This window comes from Cupriavidus basilensis, from assembly GCF_000832305.1.
GTDB classification, from domain to species: Bacteria; Pseudomonadota; Gammaproteobacteria; order Burkholderiales; family Burkholderiaceae; genus Cupriavidus; species Cupriavidus basilensis_F.
The window spans coordinates 3,683,969-3,708,815 of sequence record NZ_CP010536.1 but is presented as its reverse complement, the minus strand read 5'-3'; the positions used below and the strand labels follow the sequence as shown (position 1 = coordinate 3,708,815).

Annotated in this window: 18 protein-coding genes; 11 read left to right on the top strand and 7 right to left on the bottom strand. The window is 65.8% G+C overall.

The features are described 5' to 3' along the window. The first annotated feature begins 266 nt into the window (after positions 1-266). The 4 genes from clpS (at position 267) to RR42_RS17095 (ending at position 4,907) form a co-directional block, all read left to right on the top strand. The gene (clpS, locus tag RR42_RS17110; RefSeq protein WP_006157525.1) at positions 267-593 is read left to right on the top strand and encodes an ATP-dependent Clp protease adapter ClpS; all 327 of its coding nucleotides are present in this window, start codon (positions 267-269) and stop codon (positions 591-593) included. Next, a complete protein-coding gene (gene clpA / locus RR42_RS17105) occupies positions 590-2,884 on the top strand; it encodes an ATP-dependent Clp protease ATP-binding subunit ClpA (protein WP_043349328.1) in 2,295 nt (764 codons plus the stop codon). The genes clpS and clpA overlap by 4 nt, the downstream gene beginning before the upstream one ends. 152 nt (positions 2,885-3,036) lie before the next feature. Then, positions 3,037-4,050, top strand: coding sequence for a Bug family tripartite tricarboxylate transporter substrate binding protein (locus RR42_RS17100; RefSeq protein ID WP_043349324.1), 1,014 nt, complete (start codon positions 3,037-3,039; stop codon positions 4,048-4,050). A 14-nt stretch (positions 4,051-4,064) separates the two neighbouring features. Then, entirely contained in the window at positions 4,065-4,907 is an 843-nt protein-coding gene (locus tag RR42_RS17095; RefSeq protein WP_043349321.1) for a VOC family protein, read from the top strand. Between the two features lie 39 nt (positions 4,908-4,946). Here the strand turns inward: RR42_RS17095 and dut are convergent, their stop codons facing one another. The 6 genes from dut to RR42_RS17065 all read right to left on the bottom strand — a co-directional run bounded on the left by dut (position 4,947) and on the right by RR42_RS17065 (position 12,594). Further along, complete coding sequence (gene dut, locus RR42_RS17090; RefSeq protein ID WP_043349318.1) at positions 4,947-5,447, bottom strand: dUTP diphosphatase; 501 nt, start codon at positions 5,445-5,447, stop codon at positions 4,947-4,949. A gap of 100 nt (positions 5,448-5,547) precedes the next feature. Continuing rightward, positions 5,548-6,570 (bottom strand): LLM class flavin-dependent oxidoreductase, encoded by a 1,023-nt coding sequence (locus tag RR42_RS17085; RefSeq protein ID WP_043349315.1) that lies wholly within the window; start codon positions 6,568-6,570, stop codon positions 5,548-5,550. Between the two features lie 47 nt (positions 6,571-6,617). Beyond that, positions 6,618-7,814: a bifunctional phosphopantothenoylcysteine decarboxylase/phosphopantothenate--cysteine ligase CoaBC gene (coaBC, locus tag RR42_RS17080; protein ID WP_043349313.1), complete on the bottom strand. Its 1,197-nt coding sequence runs from the start codon at positions 7,812-7,814 to the stop codon at positions 6,618-6,620. A gap of 193 nt (positions 7,815-8,007) precedes the next feature. Next, on the bottom strand, positions 8,008-8,547 hold the full coding sequence (gene lspA / locus RR42_RS17075) for a signal peptidase II (protein WP_043349310.1): 540 nt from the start codon (positions 8,545-8,547) through the stop codon (positions 8,008-8,010). Beyond that, positions 8,547-11,438, bottom strand: coding sequence for an isoleucine--tRNA ligase (ileS, locus tag RR42_RS17070; RefSeq protein ID WP_043349308.1), 2,892 nt, complete (start codon positions 11,436-11,438; stop codon positions 8,547-8,549). Before ileS ends, lspA begins: the two co-directional genes overlap by 1 nt. Before the next feature lie 148 nt (positions 11,439-11,586). Further along, positions 11,587-12,594, bottom strand: coding sequence for a bifunctional riboflavin kinase/FAD synthetase (locus RR42_RS17065; protein WP_043352294.1), 1,008 nt, complete (start codon positions 12,592-12,594; stop codon positions 11,587-11,589). A gap of 188 nt (positions 12,595-12,782) precedes the next feature. Here RR42_RS17065 and RR42_RS17060 point away from each other — a divergent pair, with 188 nt between their 5' ends. Beyond that, the gene (locus RR42_RS17060) at positions 12,783-14,573 is read left to right on the top strand and encodes a hybrid sensor histidine kinase/response regulator (protein ID WP_043349305.1); all 1,791 of its coding nucleotides are present in this window, start codon (positions 12,783-12,785) and stop codon (positions 14,571-14,573) included. Positions 14,574-14,670: 97 nt separating this feature from the next. Here the strand turns inward: RR42_RS17060 and RR42_RS17055 are convergent, their stop codons facing one another. Continuing rightward, positions 14,671-15,330, bottom strand: a complete 660-nt coding sequence (locus RR42_RS17055; RefSeq protein ID WP_043349302.1) for a response regulator — start codon at positions 15,328-15,330, stop codon at positions 14,671-14,673. A gap of 241 nt (positions 15,331-15,571) precedes the next feature. Here RR42_RS17055 and purN point away from each other — a divergent pair, with 241 nt between their 5' ends. From purN to RR42_RS17025, 6 genes are all read left to right on the top strand, one after another. Beyond that, on the top strand, positions 15,572-16,228 hold the full coding sequence (gene purN / locus RR42_RS17050; protein ID WP_043349299.1) for a phosphoribosylglycinamide formyltransferase: 657 nt from the start codon (positions 15,572-15,574) through the stop codon (positions 16,226-16,228). Continuing rightward, positions 16,225-17,631, top strand: a complete 1,407-nt coding sequence (locus RR42_RS17045; protein ID WP_043349297.1) for an RsmB/NOP family class I SAM-dependent RNA methyltransferase — start codon at positions 16,225-16,227, stop codon at positions 17,629-17,631. Before purN ends, RR42_RS17045 begins: the two co-directional genes overlap by 4 nt. A gap of 610 nt (positions 17,632-18,241) precedes the next feature. Then, a complete protein-coding gene (locus tag RR42_RS17040; RefSeq protein WP_043349294.1) occupies positions 18,242-19,897 on the top strand; it encodes an amino acid adenylation domain-containing protein in 1,656 nt (551 codons plus the stop codon). Next, complete coding sequence (locus RR42_RS17035) at positions 19,894-21,639, top strand: serine aminopeptidase domain-containing protein (RefSeq protein WP_052494681.1); 1,746 nt, start codon at positions 19,894-19,896, stop codon at positions 21,637-21,639. The genes RR42_RS17040 and RR42_RS17035 overlap by 4 nt, the downstream gene beginning before the upstream one ends. A gap of 187 nt (positions 21,640-21,826) precedes the next feature. Continuing rightward, positions 21,827-23,230 carry a mechanosensitive ion channel family protein gene (locus tag RR42_RS17030; protein ID WP_043349291.1) on the top strand — a complete coding sequence of 468 codons (1,404 nt, stop codon included), beginning with the start codon at positions 21,827-21,829 and terminating at the stop codon, positions 23,228-23,230. 399 nt (positions 23,231-23,629) lie between these two features. Further along, positions 23,630-24,820, top strand: a complete 1,191-nt coding sequence (locus tag RR42_RS17025) for an acyl-CoA desaturase (RefSeq protein ID WP_043349288.1) — start codon at positions 23,630-23,632, stop codon at positions 24,818-24,820. Positions 24,821-24,847: the final 27 nt, after the last annotated feature.

Sequence of the window (24,847 nt, the reverse complement as noted above, 5' to 3'; positions counted from 1 at the left end):
AACGATTCTTCTGTCAAACCTGCGCACTGTCAAGTTGGCAGATTCCCCACTCCCGGTAGGGTGTGGCGGGAAAGGAACGGCTGTAGATGGTATTTTGGAGGGAAAGGGCGCACCGCGAAGGCGTGCGCCCTCCCGTTCAGTTGACCCACGAGTGAACCCGGATGCCTTCGGCGTCCACGGAGTCTGGATGGCCGCTGCATCGGCCTCTTGAATCCGGTGTCTTTTCCCCAAATTGCAGAGTTGTGCGTAAGGGTTAGAATAAAGCCATGGCTACACGGCTGGCAAATGTCCCACAACGCGAAGCAGGCACCGTACTGGAGCGGAAAGAGCAGGCGCTCAAACCGCCCGCCATGTACAAGGTGTTGCTGCTGAATGACGACTTCACCCCGATGGAGTTCGTCGTGATGATCCTGCAGCAGTATTTCAGCAGGGACCGGGAGACGGCAACGCAGATCATGTTGACCGTCCACCGGGAGGGTAAGGGGGTCTGCGGCATCTATACCAGGGATATCGCAGCAACGAAGGTCGAGCTGGTGTCAACCCACGCACGGCAGGCGGGTCATCCGTTGCAGTGCGTGATGGAGGAAGCATGATTGCGCAAGAATTGGAAGTCAGCCTGCACATGGCGTTTGTTGAAGCCCGGCAGGCACGCCACGAGTTTATAACCGTGGAGCACCTGCTACTGGCGTTGCTTGACAACCCCACGGCAGCGGAAGTCTTGCGCGCCTGCGCAGCCAATATTGAGGATTTGCGCACCAGTCTGAAGAACTTCATCGCGGACAACACGCCCGTGGTGCCTGGTACCGACGAGGTGGATACCCAGCCAACGCTGGGCTTCCAGCGCGTTATCCAGCGCGCCATCATGCATGTCCAGTCCACTTCCAACGGCAAGAAGGAAGTGACCGGGGCCAATGTCCTGGTGGCGATCTTTGGCGAGAAGGACTCGCACGCGGTGTACTACCTCCAGCAGCAGGGCGTGACCCGGCTGGACGTGGTCAATTTCATCAGCCATGGCATCCGCAAGGACCAGGCCGAGCCTGCCAAGCATGGCGACGGCACGGCCGAGGGCGAAGGCGGTGATGGCAAGGAGAGTCCGCTCGAGCAGTTCACCCAGAACCTGAACACGCTGGCCAAGGCCGGCAAGATCGATCCGCTGATCGGCCGCGAGAGCGAGGTTGAGCGGGTGGTCCAGGTGCTGTGCCGCCGGCGCAAGAACAACCCGTTGCTGGTGGGCGAGGCGGGCGTCGGCAAGACAGCGATCGCCGAAGGCCTGGCTTGGCGCATCACCAAGAACGAAGTGCCCGACATCCTCGAGAAGGCGGTCGTGTACTCGCTCGACATGGGCGCGCTGCTGGCCGGCACCAAGTACCGCGGGGACTTCGAGCAGCGCCTCAAGGGCGTGCTCAAGTCGCTCAAGGACAATCCGAACGCGATCCTGTTCATCGACGAGATCCACACGCTGATCGGCGCGGGCGCCGCTTCGGGCGGGACGCTGGACGCCAGCAACTTGCTCAAGCCGGCACTGTCGTCGGGCCAGCTCAAGTGCATCGGCGCGACCACCTTCACCGAATACCGAGGCATCTTCGAGAAGGACGCGGCCCTGTCGCGCCGTTTCCAGAAGATTGACGTGGTGGAGCCGTCGGTCGACCAGACCGTGCAGATCCTGCGCGGCCTGAAGTCGCGCTTCGAAGAGCACCATGGCGTCAAGTACGCGGCTGCGGCGCTGACTGCGGCGGCCGAGTTGTCGGCGCGCTTCATCACCGACCGCCACCTGCCGGACAAGGCCATCGATGTGATTGATGAGGCTGGTGCGGCCCAACGCATCCTGCCCAAGTCCAAGCAGAAGAAGACCATCGGCAAGGGCGAGATCGAGGACATCGTTTCGCGTATCGCGCGCATCCCGCCGCAGAGCGTCAATCAGGATGACCGCAGCAAGCTGCAGACCCTGGATCGTGACCTGAAATCGGTGGTGTTCGGCCAGGAGCCGGCCATCGAGGCGCTGGCTTCGGCCATCAAGATGTCGCGTGCCGGCCTGGGCAAGACGGACAAGCCGATCGGCTCCTTCCTGTTCTCCGGCCCGACCGGGGTGGGCAAGACCGAAGTGGCCAAGCAGCTTGCCTTCATCATGGGCATCGAGCTGCTGCGCTTCGACATGTCCGAATACATGGAACGCCATGCGGTGAGCCGGCTGATCGGCGCGCCGCCGGGATATGTGGGCTTTGACCAGGGCGGCCTGCTGACCGAGGCCGTCACCAAGAAGCCGCACTGCGTGCTGCTGCTGGACGAAATCGAGAAGGCGCATCCGGATATTTTCAATATCCTGCTGCAGGTGATGGACCATGGCGCGCTGACCGATAACAATGGCCGCCGCGCTGACTTCCGCAACGTGATCATCATCATGACCACCAATGCGGGAGCGGAAACCATGAACCGCGCCACCATCGGCTTCACGTCCTCGCGCGAGCAGGGCGACGAGATGGTCGACATCAAGCGCATGTTCACGCCGGAGTTCCGTAACCGGCTGGATGCCATCATCAGCTTCCGCTCGCTCGACGAGGAAATCATCCTCCGCGTGGTCGACAAGTTCCTGATGCAGCTTGAGGAGCAGCTTCACGAGAAGAAGGTGGAAGCCAGCTTCAGCGACCACCTGCGCAAGTTCCTCGCCAAGAAGGGTTTCGACCCGCTGATGGGCGCGCGGCCGATGCAGCGCCTGATCCAGGACCTGATCCGCAAGGCGCTGGCTGACGAACTCCTGTTCGGCAAGCTGGTGTCCGGTGGCCGGGTGGTGGTGGATCTCGACGAGCAGGACCAGATCAAGCTGGACTTTGCCGAGGCTGCCGCGGAACCGCCGGAAGCGCCGGAAAACGAGAAAGCGGAAGTCTAGGGCAACGCGCGGGGGGCAGGCAGAGCGGACCTTGCCTGCAATTCGTGCTATCCTCGGGCAAAATACAGGGCGGCAGCGATGCCGCCCTTTTTGTTTTGGCCGGGTTCGGCTGCGCACCGCAGCTGTGCGCCCGTCATCCGTCTGAGTACCCGATGTCCCAATCCCAACGCTCGCGGCTGCGCCGCCTGCTGCTCAAATCGTTGCCATTTGGCGCGATGCCCCTGATTCCCGTGCCTGGCCTGGCTGCCTTGGGTGGCGATGCCACGACAGGCGCGTCCGGCCGTCCGATCGCCATGGTGTTGCCGTTCCCTCCCGGGGGCAGCGTCGATATCGTCGCACGCCAGCTGCAGCCCGGCCTGAAAAGCGGGCTCGGCCAGACGGTGGTGATCGACAACAAGCCAGGCGCCGGTGGCCTGATTGCTTCGAGCACCGTGGCCCGGGCCAAGCCGGACGGCAGTACGCTGCTGATGGCGTTCGACACCCATGCCATCAACCCGTTTGCTTACAAGAACCTGCCCTACGATACCTTCCGCGACTTCACGCCGATCTCGCAACTGGTGCGATTTCCGCTGGTGATCGCGGCCAACCCGTCGTTGCCCGCGTCCAACGTGAAGGAGTTGGTCGCCATGGCGCGGCAAAAGCCGGAGAGCGTCCGCTACGCGTCTTCCGGCATCGGCAGCCTTAACCAGCTTGCCGCCGAGGCGCTGGCGACCGAGGCCGGGGTGCGCTTTCTCCACGTGCCGTACAAAGGTGGCGGCCCGGCGGTGCAGGCTGTTCTGTCCAATGAAGTCGACGTATTTTTCTCCAGTTACGCGGCGGTGCAGGCGCATGTGGCTGCCAAGACGATCAAGCTGCTCGGCGTGACCGGCACCACCCGCCTGCGCCAGTTCCCGCAGTTGCCAACCGTGGCCGAGCAAGGCTATCGCGGATTCGAAGCCTATTCATGGATCGGTGTGTTTGGCCCGGCCGGGTTGCCGGAGCCGACCGTTGCGCGCCTGCACGATGCCTTGGTTCAGTCGTTGCGGCAGCAGCGCGTGGTGGATGCGCTGGCCATGCAGGGTTTCGAGATCGTCGGCGGCAGCCCCGCCGAGCTGGCCAGCCTGGTGCGCCACGAGCACGACAAATGGCAGGCAGTGGCGCGCAAGGCCAATATCCAGTTCGATTGAAGCGAGAGGGTGCGATGACGATGGAACCGCTAGACCACGCTGTGATGGTGTGTCCCGACCTTGACGCCGCGGCGCAAGCCTGGCGCGGGTTTGGCTTCACGCTGACGCCGCGCGGTTACCACACGCTCGGCTCGCAGAACCATTGCGTCATGCTGACGCGCGACTATCTCGAGCTGTTGCATGTCACCGCGCCAAGCCCGACGCGGCAGTATTACTGGGATGCGCAGGAGGCCGGGGGCGGCTGCGCGGGGCTGTCGTGCAAGAGCAGTGATACGTTCACCGCTGCGGCACAGCTGCGCGGTGGCGGCTGGCACACTTCGGACCCGATCGAGTTCTCGCGGCCGGTGCGGCTGGACGATGGCACGGAGCATCCCGCGACCTTCCGCGTCGCCGCGATCGACGATGCGCCGGGCGCGCGCTTTTTCATCTGCGAACACCGCACGCCGGAGCTGCTGTGGCGTCCCGAATGGACTACGCATGCCAACGGCGCTGTGGGCATTGCTACGATGTTCCTGGTGGTGGCGCCGTCCCTGGTGGAGGCTGCCGGGCGTGCCTACGCCGAACTGACCGGCGGCGAGATGACGCAACTGAGCGATCACATCTGCAGCCTGGCGCTGGATGGCGCCACGCTGGTGGTGACCACGCCGCAGGCGCTTGCCGCTGCGACCGGCACCGAGCATGTGCGCCGCGCCGTGCCGGGGTACGCCGCCATCAGGCTGCGCACCAGCGACCTGGCCGCGGCCCGCCGCGGCTGGCGCGAGGCGCGCGTCGAGGCGCTCGACCTGGGGCCCGATGAGAGCCTGATTCCCGCCTCTCTGGCCGGCGGCGTGGCGCTGCTGTTCGAGCAGGCGCGCTAAGGCAGTAGCGTCGAGCGCGCCGTCTTTTTCCCTTCCCGCTTAGCTGCCGCTCTTGGCGTGATGCACGCCGGTTGAGCCGAAGCCGCCGGCGCCCCGCGCGGTGTCTTCGGAGAAGGTTTCAACCGTCTTGAACACGGGCCGCAGCACCGGCACGAACATCATCTGCGCGATGCGCTCGCCGGGCTGGATCACGATCGGCTCGGTGCCGGGCGCATTGCGGTTCCACACGCTCACCATGATAGGGCCTTGGTAGTCGGCGTCGATCACGCCGATCGAGTTGCCCAGTACCAGCCCTTTCTTGTGGCCCAGGCCCGAGCGCGGCGCGATGGTGGCTGCCATGTAGGGGTTGCCCATGTGCACGGAGATGCCGGCAGGCACCAGTTGCGCCGGCGTGCCCGGCTCGATGGTGAGCGCGGCGTCCAGGCAGGCGTGCAGGTCGATCGCCGCAGCCATATCGCTCTGGTAAGCCGGCAGGCCCCATTCATGCAGGCGTGCGTCAAGCACCTTGATTTCGACGGTGGGGTTGGCTTCGAATGTCATGGCTGGTCGGTCTCGGGAAAACTAAAACAAAACAACAAAACGTTGGCAACCCGAGATGATAGCCGAGCCTGGTCGCCCCCTGGTTGTGCCTCACTCGCCCTCACTCGCCCGACAGGTCGAACGCCTGCGCCAGCAACTCGTAGGTGCGCAGCCGCGCCGCGTAGCTGGCGGCCACGCTCAGCACTACCAGTTCGTCGGCGAGGAAGTGATCGCGCAAAGCCAGCATGCGCTGCGCCACTTGCTCGGGCGTGCCGCAAATGGTGCGGGGGCGCTCGCGCTCGACGATCAGCCGGTCGCGCTCGCTGAGCTCGTGCTGCGCGGCCTGCGCGAGCGAGGGGATCGGCGCGTTGACGCCATAGGCCATCTGCAGCCGGCGCAGGTCCACGGCGCGCTCCAGCTCCGCCGCCTCGGCCTCGGTGTCAGCGCAGATCACGAAGATCGCCGCCGCGCTATAAGGCTGCTCGTCATAGCCCGCCTCGAAATCGCGGCGGTACTGCTGTGCGACGGCGTGCCCCACATGCGGATTGATAAAGTGGGCAAAGGCAAAGCGCAGCCCCAGGCGCGCCGCCAGGGCGCCGCCGAAGTCGCTGGAGCCCAGCACCCACAGCTGCGGCCGCGTATCGATCTCGGGTTGCAGCACAACGCCCTCGGCGATATGGCCGGGCGGCAGCTCGCCACGGAACAGCCAGGACAGGTCCCGCACTTGCTCCTCGAACTGGTCGCCCCGGTTGTACTGGCCCATGGCCACCGCCTGCGCGGTCCGCATGTCGCCGCCCGGCGCGCGCCCCACGCCAAGATCGATGCGGCCCGGGAACAGGCCCTCCAGCATGCGGAACTGCTCCGCCACTTTGAAGGGGCTGTAGTAAGGCAGCATGACGCCGCCCGAGCCCAGCCGGATGCGCTTGGTCACGCTGCCCAAGCGCGCCAGCATGACTTCAGGCGCCGGATTGCACACGCCGCGCAGCCCGTGGTGCTCGGCGCACCAATAGCGGGTGTAGCCCAGCGCTTCGGCGGCCTGCGCCAGCTCCACGGTGGCGGCCAGCGCGTCGCGCGCATGATGGCCGGCGATGACCGGGCTTTGGTCGAGTACCGAGAGGCGCAGTCTGGGTTTGCTTGCGGACATATCGAAGGTCGGGGCCAGGTGATGTTCGGGGGGCTGGGCGCTTGGAATCAACGGCGCGCGGGCACGCGCTGGGCGATGGCCGCGACCAGATCGCGCGCCAGCGTCAGCTTGTCGGCGCGCGGCAGGCGGGTCATGCCTTGGGCATCGAACAGCACGATCTCGTTGTCGTCCATGCCAAACGTGTTGTGGCCGATATTGCCCACCAGCAGCGGCACGTTCTTGCGCTGGCGCTTTTGCTCGCCATATTGCTCGAGCTTTTCGCTCTCGGCGGCAAAGCCCACGCAATAGGGCGCGTTCGGCTTTGCGGCCACGGCGGCGAGGATGTCGGGGTTCTGCACGAAGTGCAGCGTCGGCGTGTCGCTATCGTTGGCCTTCTTCAGCTTCTGGCTGGCGACTTCGGCGGGACGCCAGTCGGCCACGGCCGCGACCGCAATAAACACATCGGCGCCTGGCAAGCCCGCCATCACCGCATCGTGCATCTGCTGCGCGCTTTCCACGTCGGTGCGAGCCACGCCGCGCGGCGTGGGCAGCCCCGTCGGGCCGGCCACCAGCACCACGTCGGCACCGGCCTCGCGGGCCGCGCGCGCGATGGCAAAGCCCATCTTGCCAGAGGAACGGTTGGTAATGCCGCGCACCGGGTCGATGGCTTCAAAGGTGGGCCCGGCCGTGATGACCACACGCCGCCCGGCCAAGGGCTTGGGTTGGAAGAACGCGATGATGTCGGCAAGCAGTTCCGAGGGCTCCAGCATGCGGCCGTCACCGACTTCGCCGCACGCCTGATCGCCGCTGCCGGGGCCCAGCAGGGTTACGCCGTCCTTGCGCAACTGCGCGGCGTTGCGCTGCGTGGCGGGCGCCTGCCACATCTGCAGGTTCATGGCCGGTGCCACCAGCAACGGACAGTTGCGGGCGATGCACAGGGTGGTCAGCAGGTCGTCGCACAGGCCGTGCGTCAGCTTGGCGAGGAAATCGGTGGAAGCGGGCGCGACCACGATGGCGTCGGCTTCGCGCGAGAGATCGATATGGGCCATGTTGTTGCCCACGCGTGCGTCCCACTGGGAGGTGAAGACAGTGCGCCCGGAGAGTGCCTGCATGGTCACCGGCGTGATGAATTGGGTCGCGCCTTCGGTCATGACCACCTGCACGGTGGCGCCGGCCTTGGTCAGCAGGCGGACCAGTTCGGCCGATTTATAGCAGGCGATGCCGCCGGTCAGGCCAAGGACGAGATGCTTGCCTCGCAGATCCATGGATATGCTCTTCGCTTGAAGTGGTTGTCCGGTTGTCGCGGCGGGCGGCAGCGCTTGCCGTCCCCGCGCCGGAGAAACGTCAATAATACCGGCTTGCCCGCGCGCGCGTTGGCGGCGCTGCCATCCTGCCAGTCAGGCAGCACCATGAAAAACGCCCGCATGACGCGGGCGCGGTTCGAATGCCGGCGTAGCCTCAGTGCCGGCGAACACGGCGCAGTTCGTCCACGATCAGCAGCACAGCGCCCACCGTGATGGCGCAGTCCGCCACGTTGAAGGCCGGCCAGTGGTAGTTGCGCACATAGAAGTCGAGGAAGTCGACCACATGGCCGTACACCACGCGGTCCACCACATTGCCGATGGCGCCGCCAAGGATCAGCGAGATCGCAAAGCAGAACAGGCGCTGCCCGGTATGGCGGTACAACATCCAGATGATGAACAGCCCCACCACCACGCCAAGGCCGGTGAAGAACCAGCGCTGCCAGCCGCCGGCATCCGCCAGGAAGCTGAAAGCGGCGCCCTTGTTATAGACCAGCACCAGGTTGAAGAAGCGCGTCACCGGACGGGATTCGCCGTAGGCGAAGGTCCGCACGATGATGATCTTGAAGAACTGGTCCAGCACGATCACCAGCAGGGCGAACGCCATCCACAGCAGCGGGGTGGCGTTGCTGCCTTTGGTGCCCTTGCTGCCGGCGCGTTTGGTGCCGCGCGTGGTGCGCGTGGTGGTGGCGGCCATCAGGCGTGGCTCCTGTGTTCACCGGCGCCGAACAGGTTGCTGTCACAGCGGCCGCAAAGGGTGGGGTGGGCCGGGTCGCGGCCAACGTCGGCACGGTAGTGCCAGCAACGCTCGCACTTGGCGTGCACCGACGGCGTCACGGTAACCAGCAGGTCGCCGCCTTCCGGCGCCGGGGCTACCTTGGCAGCGGACGTCAGCAGCACGAAGCGCAGGTCGTCGGACAGGCTCTGCAGCGCGGCCAGCACCGGGCCGCCGGCCTGGATGGTGACTTCGGCTTGCAGTGAGGAACCGATCTCGCCGTCCACGCGCACCGCTTCGAGCTGCTTGGTGACTTCGGCGCGGGCTTCGCGGATCACGTGCCACTTCTGCAACAGGTCGTCGGCCTGGTCGATCGCCGGCACGTCGTAGTAGGTGCTGGTGAAGATGGTGTCGGTGTGCTCGGTGCCATGGCCGAAGATCTGCCAGGCTTCTTCCGCCGTGAACGACAGGAACGGTGCCATCCAGTGCAGCATCGCCTGGGTGATGTGGTACACGGCGTTCTGCGCGGCGCGGCGTTCCTTCGCGTTGGCCGCGGTGGTGTAGAGGCGGTCCTTCAGCACGTCCAGGTAGAAGCCCCCCAGGTCTTCCGAGCAGAAGGTCTGCAGCTTGGCGACCACCGGGTGGAACTCGTAGCCATCGTAGTGCGACAGGATTTCCTGTTGCAGGCGCCCCGTCAGAGCCACCGCGTAGCGGTCGATTTCCAGCCATTCCGACGCCGGCAGCGCGTGCTGCGCGTGGTCGTAGTCGGCCAGGTTGGCCAGCAGGAAGCGCAGCGTGTTGCGGATGCGGCGATAGCCTTCCACCACGCGCTTCAGGATCTCGTCGGAGATCGACAGTTCGCCGGAGTAATCGGTCGAGGCCACCCACAGGCGGATGATCTCGGCGCCCATCTTGTTCGATACGTCCTGCGGCGATACCGTGTTGCCGACCGACTTCGACATCTTGCGGCCTTCGCCGTCCACCGTGAAGCCGTGGGTCAGCAGCGCCTTGTAGGGCGGCTTGCCATACAGCATCGAGGCGGTCAGCAGCGACGAATGGAACCAGCCGCGATGCTGGTCCGAGCCTTCCAGGTACAGGTCAGCCAGGCGGCCGTCGGGCAGGTCGGCCGATGCGTCGTACAGGTCTTCGCGGTGGGAGCCTCGGATCACGGTCCAGTGCGTGGTGCCTGAGTCGAACCACACGTCGAGCGTGTCGCGGTTCTTCTCGTACATGGCGGCTTCTTCGCCCAGCAGTTCCTTGGGATCGAGCGCCTGCCAGGCTTCGATGCCGTGCACTTCCACGCGCTTGGCGATTGCCTCCAGCAATTCGGGCGTGCGCGGGTGCAGCGCGCCGGTTTCCTTGTGCAGGAAGAAGGCCATCGGCACGCCCCACTGGCGCTGGCGCGACAGGGTCCAGTCGGGCCGGTTGGCGATCATGTTGTGCAGTCGCTGCTTGCCCCACGCCGGGTAGAACTCGGTTGCCTCGATGCCGGCGAGCGCGGTTTCGCGCAGGGTCGGGCCGTTGGTGCCGTCTTCATTGACCGGATCCACGTCCATGCCCGCGAACCACTGCGAGGTGGCGCGGTAGATGATCGGCGTCTTGTGGCGCCAGCAGTGCATGTAGCTGTGGGTGTACTTGTGCGAATTGAACAGGTTGCCCGAGGCCTTCAGCACTTCGACGATCTTGGGGTTGGCGTCCCAGATCTTCTGGCCGCCGAACAGCGGCAGCGTGCTGGCATAGACGCCGTCGCCCATGACCGGGCTGATGATGTCCTTGTCGTTCATGCCGTGCGCCTTGCACGACTGGAAATCCTCCACGCCGTAGGCCGGCGCCGAGTGCACGATGCCGGTGCCGGTATCGGTGGTGACGTAGTCGCCCAGGTAGATCGGCGACAGGCGGTCGTAGCCCGCGTCCATCTTGGACAGCGGGTGGTGGAAGCGGATCTCCGACAGCGCTGCGCCGGTGGTGGTGGCCAGCACCTTGCCTTCCAGTTCGTAGATCTTGAGCTGCTCTTCGACGCGCTCGGTGGCCAGGATCAGGAAGCCGCGCGAGGTATCGACCAGCGCGTACTCGACTTCCGGGTGCATGTTCAGCGCCTGGTTGGACGGGATGGTCCAGGGCGTGGTGGTCCAGATCACCACCCAGCCCGGCTTGGCGGCGAGCTGTTCGGCTGGCAGTTTGAAGGCATGGGCCAGCTTGTCGGTTTCGGCGAAGGGGAAGCCCACGTCGATGGACAGATCGGTCTTGTCCTTGTACTCGACCTCGGCCTCGGCCAGCGCCGAGCCGCAGTCGAAGCACCAGTTCACTGGCTTCAGGCCGCGGAACACGTAGCCCTTTTCCATGATCTTGCTCAGCGCGCGCAGCTCGTCGGCTTCGTTGCTGAAGTTCATGGTCATGTAGGGATGTTCCCAGTCACCCAGCACGCCCAGGCGCTCGAAGTCCAGCTTCTGGCGGGCAATCTGCTCGGTGGCGTAGGCTCGGGCGCGCGATTGCACTTCCTGCACCGGCAGGCCCTTGCCGAACTGCTTTTCGATCTGGATCTCGATCGGCATGCCGTGGCAGTCCCAGCCCGGCACATAGACGGCGTCCAGCCCGGTCAGGCCGCGCGCCTTGACGATCATGTCCTTGAGGACCTTGTTGACCGCATGGCCGATGTGGATGTCACCGTTGGCATACGGGGGGCCGTCGTGCAGGATGAACTTCTTGGCGCCCTTGCGAGCGGCCCGGATCTTCTTGTAGAGCTGCTTGTCCTGCCATTGCTTGACCCACAACGGCTCGCGCTTGGGCAGGTCGCCGCGCATCGGGAAGGGGGTCTCGAGCAGGTTGACCGGGTACTTGCTTTTTTCGGGCTTGGCGCGTTTGTCGTTGGACATGTCGATTCTCGGGGCAATTCGGTTGGCGCGCGGCACCAGCTCTGCTGGGTGCGGGCGCGCGGTACGGCGTGGACCGGCTGCGGAGGGTGCCGCGGGCTGGCTTCGGGTTGGGGTAGCGACCCGGGTCCCGCCGCGCGGGAACGGGGCGCTAGCTAATTCGGTCGGTGGCGGAGGTGGCGAAGTCGCGGCTGCCCGCGGCCGGGAGCGTGCCCTCGGCCGAGACCGGCACAGTCAGGCCGAAGAAGGCGCGCGCGTCCGCGCTGTCCTTGGCAATGGCGGCGGTCAGCGCCTCCAGGCCATCGAACCGGGCTTCGTCGCGCAGTTTCTTCATGAACTCGACCCGCACCAGCTTGCCGTAGACGTTCTGCTTGAAGTCGAACAGGTGCACTTCCAGCAGCACCCGGCCGGCATCTTCGATGGTCGGGCGCACGCCGATGCTGGCCACGCCCGGTATGGCGTGCTCTGCCAGTCCATGCACCTGCACGACGAAGATGCCGCTGACTGCCGGCCGCTTGTGGGAAATACGCAGGTTGATGGTGGGAAAGCCCAGGTCGCGACCGAGCTTGCGGCCGTGGACCACATGCCCGCTGATGGCATAGCCATGGCCAAGCAGGCGGCGCGCGTGTTCGAGATCACCATCGCCCAGCGCCTGCCGCACGGCGGAACTGGAGATGCGCACGCCGCCTTCGGAGACCGAGCCCATCTGCTCCACGTCGAAGCCGAACTGTGCGCCGGCCTGTTGCAGATAGGCAAAATCGCCGGCGCGCCTGGCACCGAAGCGGAAGTCGTCGCCGACCAGCAGCCAGCGCGTGTGCAGGCCGTGCCAGAGCACGTTCTCGACGAATGCTTGCGGGGACTGCGCGGCAAAGTGTGCGTTGAAGTGCTCAACGACAACACGATCGACACCGTTGCGGCGCAGGCTTTCCAGCTTGTCGCGCAGCAGCGCAATGCGCGTTGGCGCCTTGTCCGGCGTGAAGAATTCGCGCGGATGCGGCTCGAATGTCATCACGCATAGCGGTAGCCCGCGTGCATCCGCCGCAGCGCGCGCGCGCGCGAGCAGCGACTGGTGGCCGCGGTGCACACCGTCAAAATTGCCGATGGTGAGGGCGCAAGGCGCCCGGCTTTCGGCGTTGGGCAGGCCACGGAAGACTTTCACGAGGACGGCAACAAGCGTTTGGATAAAGCGAGCATTATAAGGCGAATGGTGGACAAGTTTGGCCCGGCGGCGGTGGCCGTCATGCCCGGACTGGCGTTTTTGTGCACGGATCGACTCATCGCCGTGGCGTTGCGCCCCAAAAGGCGGCATGATATGGCGGATTGCACTCGCTGCCCCCCAGCCCTCCTTTGAACGCGCTGCTAAACCGAATCCTGCCGCCGCCAGGGCCTCCGCTCGATACCGAAACGCGGGCCAAGCTGCTGGCGACCATCCATCGCGTCTCCCCCACCGCCATCGTCGCCTCGGTGGTGCTTCCGGCTTTGACCGCGATCGCCTTCTGGTCGGCCGCAGACCATAGTGCCCTGGTGGGCTGGTGCGGCGTCATGCTGGTGCTGACCGCGGCCACCTGCTGGTTCTACTTCGGCTACCTGCGTGATTGCGCCACCATGAGCCGCTCGGCGCACACGCGCAAGTGGTGGGCCAATATGCGGGCGATGGCCTTCCTGACCGGGCTGACCTGGGGCAGCTCCGCGCTGCTGCATCTCTATACCGGCTCCACCGTCTTTTCCAGCGTGCTGTACCTGCTGGCGCTTGGCGTGCTGGCGGGCGGCGTTACCGCGCAGTCGCCGGTGCCCTCCAATCTGGTCTACGCCGGTATCCCGATCCTGGTACCCAACATCCTGCTGGCCGAGTACGCCTTCCCGGGCCATGGCACCTATGTGCAATTGCTGCTGGTGGTCTACGCCATCATGCTCACGCGCCATGCCCTGAACCTGCAGCGCACGCTGGTGCGGGCCATCCAGCTGGAAAGCGACAGCCGCAGGCTGGCCAAGCAATTCCAGGAGGAGAAGGAGAGGGCACTGCATGCCAGCGAGGAAAAGTCGCGCTTCCTGGCCGCCGCGAGCCATGACCTTCGCCAGCCGGTGCACGCGCTGGTGATGCTGGTGGAGGCGCTGCGTGCCCGCAACAAGTCATCCTCGCTCCATCCGCTGGTGGAGCAGGTAGCCGCCGGCACCCAGACCATCGACCTGTTGTTCCGCTCGCTGCTGGACCTGTCCAAGCTCGAGGGCCGCAAGGTGCTGCCCACGCTGGAGCCGTGCGAGCTCAGCCACCTGATCAGCGAGGTCATGAGCCAGTTTGCCGCCGACGCGCGGGAAAGCGGCCTGACCCTGACCCCGCGCGTGCCCGAAGAGCTGTACGCCATGGCCGAGCCGGTGCTGCTGCGCCGCGCGCTGTTCAATCTTGTGCAGAACGCCCTGCGCTATACCCGGCGCGGCGGCGTGCTGGTGACCGCGCGCGAGCGCCGCAAGCATATCCGCGTGGAGGTGTGGGACACCGGAGCCGGGATTACGCCCGAGCATCTGCCGGACATCTTCTCGCCGTATTACCAGGTGCACAACCCGCAGCGCGACCCGTCCCAGGGCCTGGGACTCGGGCTGGCGATCTTCAAGGAATGCGTGCGGCTGATGCGCGGCACCTACGGCGTGCGCTCCGTGCCGGGCCGGGGGTCGGTGTTCTGGTTCTCGCTGGCGCCGGTGGCGGCCGAGACCGTGGCAACCATCCGTGCCGTGCGGGCCAACGCGCTGGCCGAGGACGCCAAGCCCGACCACCTGCGCGGCACCGTGCTGGTGGTCGACGACGATACTCAGATCCGCAAGGCATGGATTGCGCTGATGGAGGCATGGGGCATCCAGGTTGCCTGCGCCGCGCACGGCGCCGATGCCGACCGCCTGTTCCTCCAGGGGCTCAAGCCGGACATCATCTTCTGCGACCTGCGCCTACCCGGCAGCGAAAACGGACTGGACCTGCTGGAACGCTGGCAGAACACGCAGCCGCAGGCGCGCAGCGCGCTCTTGTCGGGCGACCTGAAGTCCGACGCGCTGGCGGCGGCCGAGGAGGCAGGCTACTTCGTGCTGCCCAAGCCGGTCGACCCCGCTGCACTGAGGCTGTTGCTGCGGCGCTGGCTGCGGCCCGCCTGAGCGGCGAAGGCATAAAAAATGGGCCGGCGCATGACACGCTGGCCCATCTTTTTTGTTCGCCGTCTGCCCAGGGAGCAGCTGGCGTTGCCGGTGCGCGTTACTGGCGCAGGCGGAATCGCTCCATGCGCGACATGACCTGCATGCGGGTGCGCACGCCTAGCCGCTGGAGGATGGCCGAGACATGTTCCTTGACGGTGTTTTCCGTCAGGCCGAGCCGCCGCGCGATGACCTTGTTGGGCAGGCCTTCGAGCACCAGCGCCAGCACCGAGCCCTGGCGCGGGGTCAGGCCGAGTTCCGCCGGCGTGACCGGAATGCCGTGCGCCGGCCCGAAGGATTGAGCACGGCCATTGAGCGCTTCGTCCGACGGGAAGGAGGTGTCGCCTGCCAGCACCTTGCGCACGGCGGCGGTGAATGCGTTGGCGTCCAGGTGCTTGCCGACGAAGCCACAGGCGGCAAGCGCGCGCGCGCGGCCCACGATTTCCGGCGTGGCCTCGGCCGACATGAAAATAAAGCGAGCGGAAGGTACCAGTGTCTTGAGCGCCTGCATGGCGTCGAAGCCGGTACCATCGGTCAGCCAGATATCCAGCAGCACGATGTCAGGCCTGAGTCCTTGCTGCAAGGTATTCAACGCTTCTTTGGCGCTTCCGGCAGCATGGACGGCAACGTCGGGCATCACTTCCGCCAAAAACGCGGTAGTGCCGGACAAGGCCATAGGATGATCATCGACCACCAACAAGGTCGGTGCAGCGTTCGACATGCGATTTCCCGTCTAATTTCCCAGTTCGTCCTTGTTGTCACTTGAAGCCGAGTTAACGGACTGCGCGTGGACGATAGCAGCCACTCTAGCAGAGCGGGCGAGGCGTCACAATCCACCGGACGCGGGTTCACGTTGCGTATAGGCCATGCGAAATGGCGCCGCGGCGAGGGTTTCGCGTGTTTTAAGTGCCTAATGCGCTCGCTTTGGTCGTGTACTGGCCCCGGCTTGGTAGAATTGCGCGATGAAAAATATCGTTATCCTGATTTCCGGGCGAGGCTCCAACATGGAAGCCATCGTCAGCGCCTGCGCCGCCGAAGGCTGGCCGGCGCGCGTAGCGGCGGTCTTGTCCAACCGGCCAGACGCCGAAGGTCTGAAGTTCGCCGCCGGCCACGGCGTGGCTACCGGCGTGGTGGACCACACGCTATATGATGATCGCGCCACTTTTGACGCTGCGCTCGCCGCTGCCATCGACGCTTTCGCGCCGGACCTGGTGGTGCTGGCCGGGTTCATGCGCATCCTGACGCCGGGCTTCGTCGACAAGTACGCCGGGCGCATGCTGAATATCCATCCGTCGCTGCTGCCGTGCTTTCCGGGGCTGCATACGCACCGGCAAGCCATCGAGGCCGGCGTCAAGGTCCACGGCGCCAGCGTGCATTTCGTCACGCCCGAGCTCGATCACGGCCCCGTTATCGTCCAGGCCGCGCTTGACGTGCTGCCCGACGACACGCCCGAGAGCCTGGCCACACGCCTGTTGCCGTGCGAACACGTTATCTACCCGCGCGCTGTGCGCTGGTTTATCGAGGACCGGCTGCAAGTGCATGCCGGCGTAGTCCGGGTCGAACCACCCGAATCCCAGCTGTTTACGGCCTTTGCTGCCGCTACGGAGGTGCAGTCATGAGCCGCAATACCGCAGGGGCCCGCCAGCCCGTCCGCAACAAGAACAAAGACCACAAGGGCACGCCCATCCGCCTGTCGCGCTCGCGCGATGCGAACGACGGCCAGGCCCCGCAGCAAGGCCGCGGGCCGCATGGCGGGCTGCATGCCGTCCATATCCAGCATATTGACCGCCTGCTGGGCAAGGTGCTGATGTTCACGCGCCCGTCCGATGTGGTGGTGAGCTACTACTTCCGCGAAAACCCCAAGCTGGGGCATCGCGAACGCGGCATCATCGCCGAGGCCGTGTTTGCCGTGCTGCGCCGGCGCGTGGAGTTTGCACAGTTCGCCGCCAGCGGCACGGGTGCTTCGCAGCGCCGCCTGGCCTTGCTGGGCCTGGCCGCCACACTGGGCCGCGACGTACTGACGCCGTTCTTGCTGCCGGAAGAGGGCGAGTGGCTCGATCGCCTGACCACGATCGAGCGTTCCAGCCTGGCGCCGCGCGTGCGCGCCAACCTGCCCGAATGGCTGTTCGACCAGCTGGCCGCGCGCCACGACGAAGCCTTTGTCGAAGCGCTGGGCGATGCCTGGCTGCGCCCGGCGCCGCTGGACCTGCGCGCCAACCTGGTCAAGACCACGCAGGAGGCCGCGCTGGCCGAACTGACCGCTGCGGGGCTGAAGGCCGAGTTGACGCCGATGGCGCCGTCCGGCATCCGCCTGGCCGGCAAGCCGGCGCTTAACCAGTTGCCGCTGTTCGTCAACGGCCTGGTCGAAGTGCAGGACGAAGGCAGCCAGCTGCTGTGCAACCTGGTCGCGCCCAAGCGCGGCGAGATGGTGGTCGATTTCTGCGCAGGCGCGGGCGGCAAGACGCTCGCCCTGGGTGCGCTGATGCGCTCCACCGGCCGCCTCTATGCGTTCGACGTGTCCGAGAAGCGCCTGTCCAACCTCAAGCCGCGCCTGGCGCGCAGTGGGTTGTCCAACGTGCACCCCGTGCTGATCGACTCCGAGCACGACGCCAAGATCAAGCGCCTGGCCGGCAAGATCGACCGCGTACTGGTGGATGCGCCCTGCAGCGGCCTGGGCACGCTGCGGCGCAATCCGGACCTGAAATGGCGCCAGTCGCCACAATCGGTGCTGGAGCTGACCGTCAAGCAGGCGGCCATTCTCGAATCCGCCGCGCGCCTGGTGAAGGTGGGCGGGCGCGTGGTCTACGCGACCTGCAGCGTGCTGGAGGCCGAGAACGAAGGCATCGTGCGCGGTTTCCTGGCCTCGCACCCGGCCTTCCGCCTGGTGCCCGCCGCACAGGTGCTGGCCGAGCAAAAGATCACGGTGCCCGGCTTGCCGGAGGATGCCGAGATGCTGGCGCTTTACCCGCACCTGCACCAGACCGACGGCTTCTTCGCCGCCGTACTGGAGCGCGTCAGCTAAAGCCGTATCCGCCAGGCGGCCGCGCCGGGGAAGCATCCCCGTGGTGCCCGGCCGGCTGGCGCCTGTTTCGCGCCGGGGCCATTCGGCCCCGGCCGCCTCTCCCGTTCTCTCTTTCTTTTTCCATCCACGATTCCCTGCCGGCACGCAATGCGCCTGCGTCGCTCTGCCCGCGCGCACGCCGCCGGTGTGTCTGGTGTGTGTCCGGTGTGTGTCGATACGCAGATCCTGATGGACTAAGCCTTCTGGGCGGCTCCTCATCCTTTGTGGCGCGCGTTGGCGCGGGGAAGCCGGCCATGCATGTTGCCAGCGCGAGGCTGGCCGGCGCATACCCGCTCCGGGCTACGTGAAGGTCGCCATCGTCGTGCGCGGTCCGCGTCCATTTGCCCCCCCATTCGCACGAATGCAAAAGATCTTAAGTTCAATACATTTAAGGTGGCGCAACTTGTCTTCTCGGGCAATGCAGCCTAAGTTGGCAAGACAACGCGCGTCAGGCAAGTACAACGGCGCGCGACCGTGCAGGGCGGATCGGCGCCGGCACAATTTTCGGACGGGGTTTCAGAACGCGCCGGTCCCGCAACGGGGGTGGCGCGCTCGGTTCGTGGGGGGCGGGATGTTGCATTCATTCTTCTTCGATACGGCTGCGCGGCGGCCCGGCGACCACGCCTTGTGGGTCGACGGACGTTTTTACGCTTACGAGGAACTGCGCGCACGCGCAGGCCGCGTGAGTGCCGCGCTGGCGGCGTATGCAGGGGGCGGGAGCCGCAATTGCGTCCTGTTCGCGCACCGCAGCGTCTCGGCGTACGCCGGCCTGCTCGGCGTGCTCGCGGCGGGCATGGCCTATGTGCCGTTGCATCCGAGGTTCCCATCGGCACGCAACGCCGCCATCGTCGCGCGCTCGGGCGCACGGGTGATGCTGGTCGATCGTGCATGCGCACCGCAGCTTGATGCGTTGTTGCCCTTGCTACCCCCGGATTTGCACATCGTCCTGCTGGATCCGGAGGCGCTGCCGGCAACCGGATGTCCGGGCGGCAGCGCGCGCTTCGCCCCGCTGCCGCCGGCGCCTTTCGTGCATGACCCGCCCGGCCAGCTTGCCGTTGTCTCGGGAGACGACCTTGCCTACCTGATCTTCACCTCCGGCACCAGCGGGCCGCCCAAGGGCGTGATGATTCCGCATGCCAGTGCCGTGGCTTATGTCAGCGCGCAGATGCGGCGCTTTCCAAGCGAGCCTGGCGCCCGCTTCAGCCAGTTCGCCGATCTCACCTTCGATTTCTCGGTGCATGACATGCACGTCTGCTGGGCGAACGGGAGTTGCCTCTACGTGCCCGCGCTCCAAGACCCGCTTTACCTGGCCGGTTTTATCCAGGAGCACAGGATTACCCATTGGGCCAGTGTGCCCTCCGTGCTGGCGCTGATGCAGCAGTTTCGCAAGCTCACGCCCTGCGCGTTTCCCAGCGTGCGGATGACCTTGATGGGGGGCGAGGCCTTGCCCAAGACGCTGGCGCGGGCGTGGTCGCGGGCGGCGCCGAACACGCGCATCGTCAATGGCTACGGACCCACCGAAGCGACGGTGATCATGCTCACCTTCGAGCTGACCGAGGCGTTTCTTGCCGATGCGTCGCGCCCTGCGGTGCCGCTCGGCAAGCCATATCCCGGCGTCGAGCTGATGGTTGTCGACGATGCGCTTGCGCCGGTGCCGCCCGGCGCGCAGGGTGAACTGCTGATTGGCGGCGCGCAGCTTGCCAAGGGCTATCTCGGTGCCAACCCGCTGGACGCGCAGCGCTTCTTTACCCGCGGCTATCCCGAACGGGCGTGCAGACGCTGGTACCGCACCGGCGATGCCGTGGCCGAATCCCCCGACGGCCTGCTTTATCACGGCCGCATTGACATGCAGGTGAAGATTCGCGGCAACCGCGTGGAACTGCAGGAGATTGAGCAGGTGGTGCAGGCTGCCAGCGGTAGCGCGCAGTGTGCCGTGCTGGCGTGGCCACTGGATAGCGCCGGCAAGCCGACGGGGCTGGTCGCCTTTGTGCAGGCATCGGGCGATGCCTCGCCGGGCGAACTCGGTGCGCGCATGGTGCGGATCCGGCAAGCGTGTCGGCAGAGCCTGCCGCTCTACGCGCAGCCGGATCGCATCGTCTGCCTCGACGGCCTTCCCGTGAACGTGAACGGCAAGATCGACCGCGGCCAGTTGCAGGCGCGCTGCGAGCGTCTGGCCGTTGGCGCGGGGGACGCACGGCAGGCGAGCCGCAAGGCGTTTGCGCCATGACGCCACTGCATTTCGACGGATGCTTTGGCTGGTACCACCCGGCCCAGGGTCAGCGCGCGGTGCTGCTGTGCAATGCGATCGGGCATGAAGCCCTGTGGACGCATGCCGGCCTGGCGCGGCTGGCGGAGCGGCTCGCGGCCCAGGGCGTGCCCGTGCTCAGGTTCGACTATCCCGGCACCGGTGACTCCGCCGACCTCGAACATGCCGGCGCGCCGGGTGCGTCCTGTGTCGATGCGTGGCTTGCCGGGATCGATGCCGCCGGCAAGTTGCTCAGGCGCTTGTCCGGTGCCCGGGAACTCGTGTTGTTGGGCGTGCGCGGGGGCGCCTCGCTGGCGGCACTGGCCGCCGGGTGCGGCGTGGCCGGGCGGCGCGTCGATGCGCTGGCGTTGCTTGCGCCCGTGGCCAGCGGCAGGATGCTGGTGCGGGAGATGAAGATGATTGCGCAGACCTGGCGCTCGCTTGCTTGCCGCGCTGTGGAGCCGGGTCCGGCGCCTGGCGCTGGCCGGCAATCCGGCATGGACATCCTGGGCATCCATTTCACCGATGCCGCGATCGACGGCCTTGGCGGCATCGACCTGCTCAATGCGTCTTGTGCCCCCGCCCCGCAAATCCTGATCGCGGGCGGCGAGCCTCAGATGGCCCCGCTGGCGCGCCACTACGGCACGCTGGGCGCGCAGGTGCGGATGGTGCCTTTCCCTGACCTGATCGACTGGCTGCAGGACCCGTTGCATGGCACGCCACCGGATGCGACGTTCGCGGAGGTGGCCGGCTGGATTGCCGATCTGGGGCCGGCGGCGCCAGTTGGCGAGCCAGCCCCGGATGGCCGCGCGATGGCGGCAGGGACGGCTTCGTGCCTGCGCGCTGGCGAGTGGGTGGAAACGCCGGTGCGCTTCGGCCAGGGCCTGTTCGGCATGTTGTGCGAGCCGCTCGGGCCGCGCATCGAGCGGCCGGCAGTGCTGATCAACAATTCCGGCGGCACGCATCACGTCGGTGCTGGGCGTTGCGGGGTCATGCTGGCGAGGCGGCTGGCGGCACGCGGTGTCGCCTCGTTTCGCATCGATGTGCGGGGTATCGGGGACGCATCCGTTGGCGCGCAGGCCATCGCGGGGGTGCCGGCCGATCCGGAGGGGTACCGCGATGCCGTCGCCGCCTGCGACTGGCTGCTTGCCCACGGTCATCGCGAGGTGGTGGCCTTCGGCGTGAGCTACGGCGCCAATGTCAGCCTGCACGCCGCGGGCGCGCACCCCGGCCTGGTGGGCGCCGTGCTGGTCAACCTGCAGCGCTTGTTGCGCCGGGAGGCCTTCACCCGGCCCCGGTGGCTGATCCATGGCCGCAGCGCACCCACGGCGCAAGAGGGCGCGCCCGGCATCAATGCGGCATCGGTCCTGCCCAAGCCTGCCGCGCACGAGCAGCGCGAGATCGAAGGCTTGCTCCAGTCGCTCGACGCACGCGGCACGGCGCTGCGCATGCTGTTCGGCCCGGACGATCCCGGACCCTTCGAACTGGCGCGGTTCTTCGGGCCGACGCTGGCCGGCCTCGCCGGCTTCTCGCAGTTGCAGATCGAGATCGTCGATGGCCTGGACCACGGCATGCTGAACCCGCCAGGGCGGGCGCGGGTGATCGACTACTGCATCGACCTGCTATGTGGCCCCTTGCATCCTGGGGCAGACTTGCGGGATCGGCTGCAGCGCATCGCCGAGCCGTGGCGTCGCCCGCCGGATTGCCGGCGAAGGTGCAACTGACAGTGCTCGGCATATTGACCTGTTTGCCCGGCGGGCCCGGCGCCAATCCTGCGTCGCGCGGGGGCAGGGCGGCTAGAATGGCTGACTTTTTGGCCGCGGGGCATGCAGTCACGTCATGCAGTGTCCCGCTTACCTTGCCAGGGACCACCGATCCTGACCGGATGGACCCTGCCAGCCACGGCAGAGCATGAACCCCATTTCCCTGAACGAACTCCATGTCGAGCATCCGGCCTTTGGCAAGATGCTCGATGACCTGATCCGCGACGCGGGTGGCCCTGGCTTCATCTGGCAGTTGGCGGTGCTCGCCGCTTGCCTGGCGGTGGCCTGGCCATTGGCCAGATTGATCGTCAAGCGCCTCGAAGCCCGCTACGCCGGATCCAGCTTCTCCCTGCGTTTCGCCGCTGCCAGCCTGGAACGCGCCATGTTCCCGTTGTTCGGCTGGCTGCTGGTGATGGGTGCGCGCTTCGGGCTGGAGCCGATGATGTCCATCAGCGTGCTACGGCTCGCATTGGTACCCCTTTCCGGCATTACCTTCCTTTATTTTGCCTTTTACATCCTGCGTCGCGTGATGTCGGGCAATGACCAGTTGCGCGGCATGCTGCTACTGGTCGAAAAAGTGCTGACGACCCTGGTTTGGGCGGCGATGGCGCTTTATGTGCTGGGTTTGCTGTGGGATGTGGTGAATTGGATGGACGATATCCGCTTTTCGCTGGGCGGCAAGCAGAAGATCAGCTTGGCGGACACGCTGGTGGCCGTCGTCTGGATCCTGGTCACCGTGCTGGTGGCCATGTGGTTCGGCTCGTGGCTGGAAGAGCGCTTGATGCGCTCGACCGGGCTGGACAGCAACCTGAAAGTGGTCTTGACCCGGATCTCAAAGGCGCTGCTGCTGCTCGTTTCCCTGTTGCTGAGCCTGTCGCTGGTCGGCATCGACCTCACCGTGCTGTCCGTGTTCGGCGGCGCGCTCGGCGTTGGCCTGGGGCTGGGCTTGCAAAAGATCGCCAGCAACTACATCTCCGGATTCATCATCTTGCTGGACCGCTCGGTCAAGCTGGGTGACCAGATCACCGTCGACAAGTACACGGGGATCGTTTCGCAGATCCGGACGCGGTACACCGTGGTGCGCAACGGCGATGGCGAAACCCTGGTGCCGAACGAGCAATTGGTGGCGCAGGCGGTGCAGAACCATTCGTTCTCCAATACCCATGTGCGCGTGGCGACACGTGTGCAGGCAGATTACGCGGCGGATCCCGAAATGGTGCTCGCTCTGCTCGTGGAGGCAGCGCAGGATATCCCGCGCTTGATGCCACAGCCGGGGCCGTCAGCATTTCTGGTGTTGTTCGGCGACAATGGCATCGAATACGAGCTTGCTGGCTATATCGCCGATCCCCAGAATGGAAAGCTGGGCGTGCAATCGGCGATGAACAGGGCGATATGGCGGAAGTTCAGGGAGCATGGCATCTCGATCCCGTATCCGCAGCGCGAGGTGCGGGTGTTGGGGAAAGTGGAAGCCGATGGCAATGGTGGTCCGATAAAAGATGCGCAAGAGGCACGTATCGATCTGCCGGGTGCCCTCGGTGGATCGGCATCCTGAGCGTTCACGGGGCGTTTAGGCCACCTTATGGAACAATCCGTGTTGCTTAGCGTCAAACTGAGGGAAAAAGCGGATGTCCGCGCGATGCGCTTCCGGTAGAATCCAAGGTAGTTGCGGGTTCATTCGAAAAGCACGTTTCGTTCGGGTGAGTTTGTTCGACCTCCCGCCCCACACCAGACAGCCGCCAGATTGCAGCGGCTCGTGTCCAGTCCGCCGGCAGGCAGCAGTTTTGCCCATGGCGCCAGGCGCGCGTGCCTTGGGGGCTCCGGCGTCTGCCGGGGTTTCCGGCAGGCGCCGTATGACGCAATCATTGAATTTGCAGTCCTTTTTCTGCACCTTGTTTGCGGCTCGCCCTGTCGCGCCGCACTGAATGCCCCTGTTTAATCGACGGAGAACAGTTTGTTCGACACTATTCTTGACTGGGCCGCTAACGGCCTCGCCAACTGGTCCTGGTGGGAGATTGTGATCTACACCCTCGTGGTGACGCACATCACCATCGCGGGCGTAACCATCTACCTGCACCGCTGCATGGCGCACCGGTCGCTGGACCTGCATCCTATCGTTTCGCATTTCTTCCGTGGCTGGCTATGGCTGACCACCGGCATGGTCACCAAAGAGTGGACCGCCATCCACCGCAAGCACCACGCCAAGTGCGAGACCGAAGACGATCCTCACAGCCCGCAGACCCGTGGCATCCGCAAGGTGCTGCTGGAAGGCGCGGAACTGTATCGCGCCGAGTCCAAGAACAAGGAAACCATTACCAAGTTCGGTCATGGCACGCCTGACGACTGGGTCGAGCGCAATGTCTACTCGCGCTTTGGCTGGCAAGGCGTTGGCCTGATGCTGATCATCGACGTCGCCCTGTTCGGCGTGATCGGCCTGAGCGTGTGGGCCGTGCAGATGCTGTGGATCCCGATCCACGCCGCCGGCATCATCAATGGCCTGGGCCACTGGTGGGGCTATCGCAATTACGATTGCGAGGACGCTTCGACCAATGTCTCGCCGTGGGGCATCATCATCGGTGGCGAAGAACTGCACAACAACCACCACACCTACCCGACGTCGGCCAAGTTCTCGATCAAGTGGTACGAGTTCGATATCGGCTGGGGCTACATCCGCGCCATGCAGGCGGTTGGCCTGGCCAAGGTCAAGAAGACCCCGCCGAAGGCGCGCCTGGTGGATGCCCGCCCGGTTGACCACAACACGCTGGAAGCCATCATTGCCAATCGCTATGACGTGATGGCGCGCTATGCCAAGGCGGTCAAGAGCGCCTACAAGCAGGAACTGGAGAAGCTGAAGGAAGCCCGCGTGGCCGAGTACAGCAGCTTCAAGCCGGCTCGCAAGTGGTTCCACCGCGAAGAAGCCAAGCTGGCCGATCCGCAGCGCCAGCAACTGGCCAGCATCGTGGAGCAGAACAAGTCGCTGCATACCTTCGTGGAAATGCGCCGCGAGCTGGCCGCGATCTGGGGCCGCTCCAACCTGACGCGCGAACAGTTGCTGGCGCAGCTGCAGGCCTGGTGCCACCGCGCCGAGGCCAGCGGCATCCAGGCACTGCACGATTTCTCGCTGCGCCTGCGTCGTTACGCCTGATGCGGGCTGATGCCCGAGCTGGCGTGG

Coding starts and splice junctions, on each gene's coding strand:
- coaBC (WP_043349313.1), bottom strand. CDS start 7,814: ATGGATCTGCGAGGCAAGCATCTCGTCCTTGGCCTGACCGGCGGCATC.
- lspA (WP_043349310.1), bottom strand. CDS start 8,547: ATGGCCGCCACCACCACGCGCACCACGCGCGGCACCAAACGCGCCGGC.
- purN (WP_043349299.1), top strand. CDS start 15,572: ATGAAAAATATCGTTATCCTGATTTCCGGGCGAGGCTCCAACATGGAA.
- clpA (WP_043349328.1), top strand. CDS start 590: ATGATTGCGCAAGAATTGGAAGTCAGCCTGCACATGGCGTTTGTTGAA.
- RR42_RS17045 (WP_043349297.1), top strand. CDS start 16,225: ATGAGCCGCAATACCGCAGGGGCCCGCCAGCCCGTCCGCAACAAGAAC.
- RR42_RS17030 (WP_043349291.1), top strand. CDS start 21,827: ATGAACCCCATTTCCCTGAACGAACTCCATGTCGAGCATCCGGCCTTT.
- RR42_RS17055 (WP_043349302.1), bottom strand. CDS start 15,330: ATGTCGAACGCTGCACCGACCTTGTTGGTGGTCGATGATCATCCTATG.
- ileS (WP_043349308.1), bottom strand. CDS start 11,438: ATGTCCAACGACAAACGCGCCAAGCCCGAAAAAAGCAAGTACCCGGTC.
- RR42_RS17040 (WP_043349294.1), top strand. CDS start 18,242: ATGTTGCATTCATTCTTCTTCGATACGGCTGCGCGGCGGCCCGGCGAC.
- RR42_RS17085 (WP_043349315.1), bottom strand. CDS start 6,570: ATGTCCGCAAGCAAACCCAGACTGCGCCTCTCGGTACTCGACCAAAGC.
- dut (WP_043349318.1), bottom strand. CDS start 5,447: ATGACATTCGAAGCCAACCCCACCGTCGAAATCAAGGTGCTTGACGCA.
- RR42_RS17095 (WP_043349321.1), top strand. CDS start 4,065: ATGACGATGGAACCGCTAGACCACGCTGTGATGGTGTGTCCCGACCTT.
- RR42_RS17035 (WP_052494681.1), top strand. CDS start 19,894: ATGACGCCACTGCATTTCGACGGATGCTTTGGCTGGTACCACCCGGCC.
- RR42_RS17100 (WP_043349324.1), top strand. CDS start 3,037: ATGTCCCAATCCCAACGCTCGCGGCTGCGCCGCCTGCTGCTCAAATCG.
- clpS (WP_006157525.1), top strand. CDS start 267: ATGGCTACACGGCTGGCAAATGTCCCACAACGCGAAGCAGGCACCGTA.